A 9,010-nucleotide genomic window follows, 5' to 3' on the forward strand; every position below is an offset into this window, starting at 1 on the left:
TTGGAGTTGTTTCTGCCGTTGGTGAGTGGTGCGTGTGTGGTGGTGGCGGGGGATGGGGAGTTGGGGGATCCGTTTGCGTTGGGTGGGTTGGTGCGTGGGTGGGGTGTGTCGGTGATGCAGGGGACTCCGTCGTTGTGGCAGGCGTTGGTGGCTGAGGTGCCGGAGTGTGTGAGTGGTCTGCGGGTGCTGGTGGGCGGGGAGGCTTTGTCGGGGGTGTTGGCTGCTGGTCTGCGGGGGTTGGGCCGTGAGGTGGTGAACCTGTACGGGCCGACCGAGACGACTGTGTGGGTGACGGCGTGTGTGGTGGGGGAGGGTGCTGCGGCGGTGCGGCCGTCGATCGGCGGGCCCATGGCCAACACGCGGGTGTATGTGCTCGACGGCGGGCTGTCGCCGTCACCGGTCGGTGTCGCGGGTGAACTGTATGTGGCGGGTGCGCAGTTGGCCCGCGGGTATCTCGGCCGTGCGGGCCTGACCGCCGAGCGGTTCGTCGCGGACCCGTTCGGTCCGGAGGGCTCGCGGATGTACCGGACCGGGGATCTCGCGAAGTGGAACGCTGACGGGGTCCTGGAGTTTGTGGGCCGCGCCGACGCCCAGGTCAAGGTGCGGGGTTTCCGTATCGAGCCGGGTGAGGTCGAGGCGGTGCTGGCCGGGCATGAGGATGTGGCCCGGGCCGTGGTGATCGTGCGTGAGGACCAGCTCGGCGACAAGCGGCTGGTGGCCTACGTCGTCCCCACGGTGAACGGCACCCTGGATACCGTCGGCCTGCGTGGTCTGCTGGCGGAGCGGTTGCCGGACTACATGATCCCCTCGGCCTTCGTGGTCCTGGACGCGCTGCCGCTGACGCCGAACGGGAAGCTGGACCGGCGGGCTTTGCCTGCGCCGGACTTCGTTTCGGATGGTTCAGGCCGGGCACCGAGGTCGCCGCGCGAGGAGGTCCTGTGTGCCTTGTTCGCCGAAGTCCTCGGCGTCGGCTCCGTCTCGATCGACGACAGCTTCTTCGACCTCGGCGGTCACTCCCTCCTCGCCACACGCCTCGTCAGCCGCATCCGCTCCACGCTGGGCGTCGAGGCGAGCATCAGGGCCCTGTTCGAAGCCCCGACCGTCGCCGGACTGATCGACCGACTCAACGAGGGCGGTCGGGTTCGGGAGCGGTTGGGGGTGCGGGAGCGCCCGGAGCGGCTGCCGTTGTCGTTCGCACAGCGCCGGCTCTGGGTTCTGGGCCAGTTGGAAGGACCGTCCGCGACGTACAACATCCCACTGGCTCTGCGGTTGTCCGGCGTGCTGGACGTGAGGGCGTTGCGCGAGGCGCTGGGTGATGTGGCCTTGCGGCACGAGAGTCTGCGTACCGTCTTTCTGCAGGACGACGAGGGACAGCCGAGTCAGCTGGTGCTGGACGGGCCGGCGGGTGTGCCGTCGTTGGTGGTGGAGTCGTTGGCGGCGGAGCAGGTTGCTGGGGTGGTGGCTGCTGTCGCCGGCACCGGGTTCGACCTGGAGCGGGATCTGCCGTGGCGGGTGCGGTTGCTGGAGGTGGAGGGCTCCGGTGAGTGGGTGCTGGTGATGGTGGTGCATCACATCGCGGCCGATGGCTGGTCGATGGCTCCGCTGGCTCGGGATCTGTCGATCGCGTATGCGGCGCGGTGTGAGGGCAAGGCCCCGGTCTGGTCGCCGTTGCCGGTGCAGTATGCGGATTACACGTTGTGGCAGCGTGCGGTGTTGGGCAGTGAGGATGATCCGGACAGTGTGATCGCCGGTCAGGTCGCGTACTGGAGGGAGGCACTTCAGGACCTGCCGGAGCAGTTGGAGTTGCCGGTGGACTTCCCGCGTCCGGCGGTGGCGTCGCATGTGGGTGGTTCGGTGGCGCTGCATGTACCGGCTGAGGTGCATGCGCGGTTGGTCGAGGTCTCGCGTGGGTGCGGGGCGAGTGTGTTCATGGCGATGCAGGCCGCGCTGGCCGTGTTGCTGTCGAAGATGGGCGCCGGTGACGACATCCCGCTCGGCACTCCGGTCGCAGGCCGCACCGACGACGCCCTCGATGAGCTGGTCGGGTTCTTCGTCAACACACTCGTACTGCGCACGAACGTGTCGGGTGACCGGAGTTTCCGGCAGATCCTGGAGCGGGTTCGGGAGGCGGATCTCGCCGCGTTCGCGCATCAGGACGTCCCCTTCGAGCATCTGGTGGAGGTGCTCAACCCGGCCCGGTCGATGGCCCGGCATCCCCTGTTCCAGGTGATGCTGGCGTTCCAGAACAACGCCCGCCCGGACCTCGACCTGCCTGGCCTCCACGCCGAGGCAGAGCCTTTGCAGAGCACGGCGGCCAGGTTCGATCTGTCCTTCAATCTGGGCGAAACCCACACCACGGATGGGACTCCCATCGGCCTCACAGGCCAGTTGGACTACCGGACCGACCTCTTCGACGGCCGCACGGCACAAGAGCTGGCGGACCGATTGGTGCGAGTGTTGGAAGCAGTCGTAGCCGACCCGGACGAGCCGGTGCGGGAAATCGACGTCCTGAGTGCTGATGAGCGTCAGCGGATGTTGGTGGACTGGAACGACACCACCCATGAGGTACCGGACGCCACCCTTCCGGAGCTGTTCAGCGCCCAGGTGGCCCGCAGCCCCGAGGCCATCGCCATCAGCAGCGACGGCGTCGAGCTCAGCTACGCAGAACTCGACCGTAGAGCAGAGGTGTTGGCGGACGGGCTGGTCGCCCGTGGTATCGGCGCAGGTGAGCGCGTGGCGCTGCTGCTCGGCCGCTGGATCGAGCAGGTGGCGATGACGCTGGCCGTCACGCGCGTCGGGGCGACGTATGTTCCGCTCGACGACAGGAGCCCGGCGGCGCGTCTGGAGTTCATCCTCACCGACACCCGCAGCGTCGCTCTGGTGGTGGACCGGGACACTCTCGCGGTGATCCCGGAGGAGAACCGAAGCGGGATCGAGCTGCTCACTGTCGAGGAGCTTGCCGCAGGGCGCCCTTCGGCCGCCGGCGGCCCGGCCCCGGAGGTACGGCCGCTCGACCTGGCGTACATCATGTACACCTCTGGATCCACGGGTTGGCCCAAGGGCGTGGCGGTCAGTCACCGCAGCGTCGTCGCGCTCGTCTCCGACCGGTATTGGGAGAGCACGGCCGAGGATCGCGTACTGCTTCATTCTTCGCCCTCCTTCGACGCCTCGACGTACGAGATATGGGGCACTCTCGTGACCGGAGCCACCCTGGTCGCACCGGGTGCCGTGGCTGCGGACGTTCCCGTGCTCGCCCGCACGATGGCCGAGGCACGGGCCACCGTGGGGCTCTTCAACGAGGGGATTTTCCGGCTCCTGGCCGAGAGCGAACCCGAGTCGTTCAGCACGTTTCGCGACGTCTACGTCGGTGGAGACATGATGTCCCCGGCCGCGGTCCGGAAGGTCAGGAGCCAGGCGTCCGGCATGCGGTTGACCAACAGCTACGGGCCGACGGAATCGACGCTCTGTGTCGCCCACTACGCCCTGCCCGCGGAGGCAGAAGCGGAAGCGGACGACTGGTCGTCGATCCCGATCGGCCGGTCGCTGGACAATACGCGGTTGTACGTACTGGACGACGGACTGACGCCGGTTCCCTGCGGAGTGATCGGTGAGTTGTATGTGGCAGGCGACGGTTTGGCGCGCGGCTACAACGACCGTCCCGATCTGACGGCGGAGCGGTTTGTCGCTGATCCGTTCGGCCCCGCGGGTGCACGGATGTACCGGACTGGGGACCGGGTGATGTGGCGGCGAGACGGCAACCTCGTGTTCGCCGGCCGCACCGATACCCAAGTGAAGGTGCGCGGTTTCCGCATCGAGCCGGGTGAGATCGAGGCGGCGCTGGAGTCGTACGCGAACGTGGCCCAGGCCGTGGTCGTCGTGCGGGAGGACCGGCCCGGTGACAAACGTCTGGTGGCCTATCTGGTGGCCGCCGCCGATGCGCGGATCGACCCGGACGACTTGCGTCTGCGACTTGCCGAGGTGCTGCCGGACTACATGATCCCCGCGGCCCTGGTGGCGGTCGACGTCCTGCCGCTCGGGCCCACCGGCAAGCTCGACCGCTCGGAACTGCCCGTTCCGGACTACTCGGGCGGCGGCAGGCGCGAGCCTCGGACCGAGAAGGAACGGGTGCTCTGCGCTGTGTTCGCAGAGGTGCTGGGAGTGGACCAGGTCTCCGCGGACGACAACTTCTTCGCCATGGGCGGCGACAGCATCGTCTCGATCCAGTTGGTCGCCAAAGCCCGGGCGGCCGGCCTGATCGTGACATCGCGGAGCGTGTTCGAGCGGAAGACCGTCGAAGCGCTGGCCGCGGTGGCCGTCGAGTCGGTGGAGCGGACGTCCGACACCGAGGACTCAGGGGTCGGCGTGACCGCGCTGACGCCGGTGATGCACCAGCTGCGCGAGCGTGGCGGCGCCATCGACCGCTTCAGCCAGTCGGTGACCCTCGTGGCTCCGGCCGGGTTGGACGGCGACGACCTCGTAGCGGCTGTGCAGGCCCTGATCGACCATCACGGCATGCTGCGGGCACGGCTGAGTCTGAGTACCTCCGCCACCTCCGAGGGCGCGTGGCAGCTTGAGATACCGCAGCCAGGAGCGGTCTCCGCCGCGTCGTGCGTCAGCCGAGTCGAAGTCGCAGGCCTCGACGGCACCGGGCTCCAGGAGGCGGTGGCGGAGCAGGAGCAAGGTGCGAGGCACTTCCTGTCGCCGCGTGAGGGAAGGATGTTCCGCGTGGTCTGGCTCGACGCGGGACCACGGCGGCACGGGCGCCTGGTGGTCACCGTCCACCATCTCGCCGTGGACGCGGTGTCCTGGCGCATCCTCGTACCGGACCTGGTGGCTGCGTGGCAGGACATCGTGTCCGGGAGGAAGCCGGAACTGCAGCCCGTCTACACGTCCTTCCGACGCTGGGTGGAGTACGCGTCGGCGGAGGCGGAGCTGCGTGACGATGAACTGCCGTTCTGGGAGGAAGTCGTAGCGGAGGCGGGAGCACCGCTGAGAGGTTGCGCGCTCCCTCTGGACCCGGCGCACGACACTTGGGGCACGGCGCAGAGCGTCACAGTGACGCTGCCGGCCGACGTCGCCTCCCCGCTGCTGCTGTCTCTGCCAGAAGCTTTCAACTGCGGTCCTGACAGTGTGTTGCTTGCGGCCTTCCTGCTGGCAGTCGGCGCATCGGAGACACAGCATGAGGGCGGTGAGTCGGCTCTCCTGGTCGACATCGAGCGCCATGGGCGGGAGCAGGCCGACTCCGCGCCGGACATTTCGCGGACAGTGGGGTGGTTCACGAGTGTCGCCCCCGTCCGTCTCGACCTGGCGTCCGTGAGCAACGGACGCATTACGCCGGAGAACGGGGTAGAGGCCGCAAAGGCTGCCCTCAAATATGTGAAAGAGCAATTGCGGGCGGCACCGGACAAGGGACTCGGCTATGGTCTGCTCCGGTACCTGAACCCGCTTACGGCCGAGCGTCTTTCACGTCTTCCCGAGGCACAGATCCTCTTCAATTACCTCGGACGAATTCCGATGCCGGCCGGAGCGGGAGCGGGAGCGGGAGCGGGAGCGGGAACGGGAACCTCCGAGGAACCTTGGTCGGTCGTCGGAGACGGAGAAGCCGGTGCTGGGGCCGATCCGCGCATGCCCATGGCTTACGCGCTGACGATCAACGCAGTGGCCCAGGAAACCGCCGAGGGCCCCGAATTGCTGACGACCTTGGCATGGCCTGGCCGGGTGTGGGCCGAGGGAGACGTACGGCGCCTCGCCGAGGCCTATACCCACGCTCTCACTCTGCTGTCCGCACTGGCGGAGGTCCCTAGCGTCGGCGGGCTGACCCCGTCAGACGTGTCCCTTCTGGCATTGAGCCAAGACGAGATCGATGAATTCGAGCTCGGCGAGATGGAAGACTGAACGGAAGGATTTGAAAATGAAGCGGTCGCGTATTGAAGACATCCTTCCGTTGTCGCCTTTGCAGGAAGGGATCCTTTTTCACGCCCAGTACGACGACGAAGCGGCGGACACCTACGTCGTCCAGCTCGTCATCGCGCTGCGGGGAAGCGTTCATGCCCCGGAACTTCGAAGGGCCGTGAATGACGTCCTGACGCGCCATGCCAACCTTCGGGTGCGTGTTCAGCACCGGAAGTCGGGGGAACCGGTCCAGATCGTCATGCGGGATGTCGAGACTCCCTGGCAGGAGATCGACCTCACCCATCTGGCACCGGAGGCGCGCGAAGCCGAACTCGAGCGCATCCTGGGAGAGGACCGCGCCCGCCGGTTCGACCTGACCAAGGCGCCGTTGCTTCGGTGCAGTCTGATCCGCATGTCGGATGACGACTACCGCTTTGTGTGGGCCAATCACCACATTCTGCTGGACGGTTGGTCGAACGCCGTCCTCTTCCAGGAACTCTTCACTCTCTACCAGAACCCCGGCGACTCCCGGATGAAGCCCGTGAGGCCTTACCGCGACTATCTGGCGTGGACCGCGAAGCAGGATGCGGAAGCTGCGCGTGCGGAATGGCGGACCGCGTTGAGCGGACTGGAAGATCCGACCCACCTCGCCTCGGCCCCGACCCACCTCGCCCCGGCCCAGGCGCGCAGCGACGGGGAAGCATTCCCCGAGCAGGCCTTTTTCTCTGTCGACGAGGAATTGACAAGGGCTCTCAGTGAACTGGCCCGCTCCCGCGACCTCACCTTCAACACGTTGATCCAAGGTGCCTGGGGCATTCTCCTGGGACGTCTGACGGGGCAGAGTGATGTGGTCTTCGGCACCACGGTCTCCGGACGCCCGCCGGAGCTTCCCGGCATCCAGACCATGGTGGGTCTCTTCATCAACACCATCCCGGTACGTGTGCGGCTCGACCAGGAACAGTCCGTCCTGGCTGCATTCGCGCAGCTCCAGGACGAGCAGTCACGGCTGATGCCGCATCAGCACCTGGGGCTCGCCGACATTCAGAAGGCAGTCGGCCGCACAGACCTGTTCGACACGGTCGTCGTCTTCGAGAACTACCCCGTCGACGAGGCCGCGTCCACGGTGCTCGGCGCCGAACTGGAGATCGCTGACGTCTCCGGTCGCGACGCGACCCACTATCCCCTCAGCCTGATGGTCCTGCCCGGCGATGAACTCAGGCTCCGACTGGACTTCCGCGAGGACGTGTTCACCCAGGACGAGGTGGAGCAACTGGCCGCCCGCCTCGTACGGGTGCTCAGGACCATCGTCACCGAACCCGACACCGCGGTCCGAGACGTGGACATCCTGGGCCCGGCCGAGCGGGAACGGATGTTGACCTCAGGGAACGGCGCCGTGAGTGAGGTGCCGGACACGAACCTGGTCACGCTCTTCGAGAAGCAGGCACGTCGCACCCCGGACGCAGTGGCCCTGGCCGTCGCCCTCGCCGGCGACGGAGCGAAGCTGACGTACGGCGAACTCGACGCGCGATCCGAGGCGCTGGCTCGCGAGCTGACAGAGCTGGGAGCAGGGCCGGAGCAGGCCGTCGCGATCTGGATGGAGCGCTCCGCCGAACTGGTGGTGGCGCTGCTGGCGGTGCTCAAGACCGGTGCCTTTTATGTCCCGCTCCACGACGGCTACCCCGTGGAGCGGCGGAGGCTCGTCATGGCGAACTGCCAGGCCGGCCTGCTGCTGACCGATCGGCCGGCGGACACCCACGAGTTTGCGGGTGACGCCCGGGTCATCGATGTCGGAATGGCGGCTGCGGCGCTCGCTAGCGGCGAGCGGGCGGAGGATCTTTCGCGAGTTCGTGTACGACCGGACGGCCTGGCCTATGTGATGTACACGTCTGGCTCGACCGGTGAGCCCAAGGGCGTTGCTGTCACTCATCGGGACGTCGTAGAACTCGTGCTGGATGGTTCTTGGCAGAGCGGTAACCACGAACGGGTTCTCTTCCACGCACCGCACGCTTTCGATATCGCCAATTACGAGATTTGGGTTCCGCTGCTTTCCGGTGGACGGGTGGTGATCGCCCCGGCGGAGCAGATCGATGCGGTGACGCTGAGGAGGCTGATCACTGAGGAAGATATTACTTCGGCTCATTTCACAGCCGGTCTTTTCCGAGTGATCGCGGAGCAGGATCCGGAATGCTTCGCCGGCGTCCGTGAGGTGTTGACGGGTGGCGATGTGGTGTCGCCTGTCGCGGTCCAGCGGGTGTTGGACGCGTGTCCGGACACTGTGCTCCGGGTTCTGTACGGTCCCACGGAGGTCACGCTGTGTGCGACGCAGTGCGAGGTGCCTGCGGGTGCTGCCGTGGGCGGTTCTGTGCCGATCGGCCGGCCGATGGACAACACGCGTGTGTACGTGCTGGATGGGGCTCTGTCTCCGGTGCCGGTGGGTGTTGCGGGTGAGTTGTATGTGGCGGGCGCCGGTGTCGCTCGGGGGTATGTGGGTCGTGCGGGGTTGACGGCGGAGCGGTTTGTCGCGGATCCGTTCGGTGCGGCGGGGGCGCGGATGTACCGGACCGGGGACCTGGTGAGGTGGAACGCCGCTGGTGTCCTGGAGTTTGTGGGGCGTGCGGATGCCCAGGTGAAGGTGCGGGGTTTCCGTATCGAGCCGGGTGAGGTCGAGGCGGTGCTGGCCGGTCATGAGGGCGTGGCGCAGTGCGCGGTGGTTGTCCGTGAGGATCAGCCGGGTGACAAGCGTCTTGTCGCGTATGTGGTGTCGGCTGGGTCGGCTGGGTCGGCTGATTTCGACACGGCTGTTCTGCGTGGTTTTGTGGGTGGGCGTTTGCCGGATTATATGGTGCCGTCGGCTTTTGTGGTGGTGGAGGGGTTGCCGTTGACGCCGAATGGGAAGTTGGACCGGGGTGTTCTGCCGGTTCCTGAGTTTGGTGTGGGTGGGTTGGGTCGGGGGCCGCGGAATGGTGTGGAGGAGGTGTTGTGTGGGTTGTTCGGTGAGGTTTTGGGGGTGTCGTCGGTGTCGGTTGATGATGGGTTTTTTGAGTTGGGTGGGGACAGTATTTTGTCGATTCAGTTGGTGGCGCGGGCGCGTGGGGTGGGGTTGGTGTTTTCGCCGCGG

The 9,010-nt window shown here is 66.8% G+C and carries 2 protein-coding genes; both read left to right on the forward strand.

Annotated features, from left to right (window positions below):
• The first annotated feature begins 6 nt into the window (after window positions 1–6).
• Window positions 7–5,895 (forward strand): amino acid adenylation domain-containing protein, encoded by a 5,889-nt coding sequence (locus ACWCPF_RS45045; RefSeq protein ID WP_451050965.1) that lies wholly within the window; start codon window positions 7–9, stop codon window positions 5,893–5,895.
• A gap of 16 nt (window positions 5,896–5,911) precedes the next feature.
• Window positions 5,912–9,010: non-ribosomal peptide synthetase (locus ACWCPF_RS45050; RefSeq protein WP_451050966.1), on the forward strand; the 3,099-nt coding region annotated here is incomplete at its 3' end.

It is taken from the genome of Streptomyces sp. NPDC001858 (genome assembly GCF_053594615.1).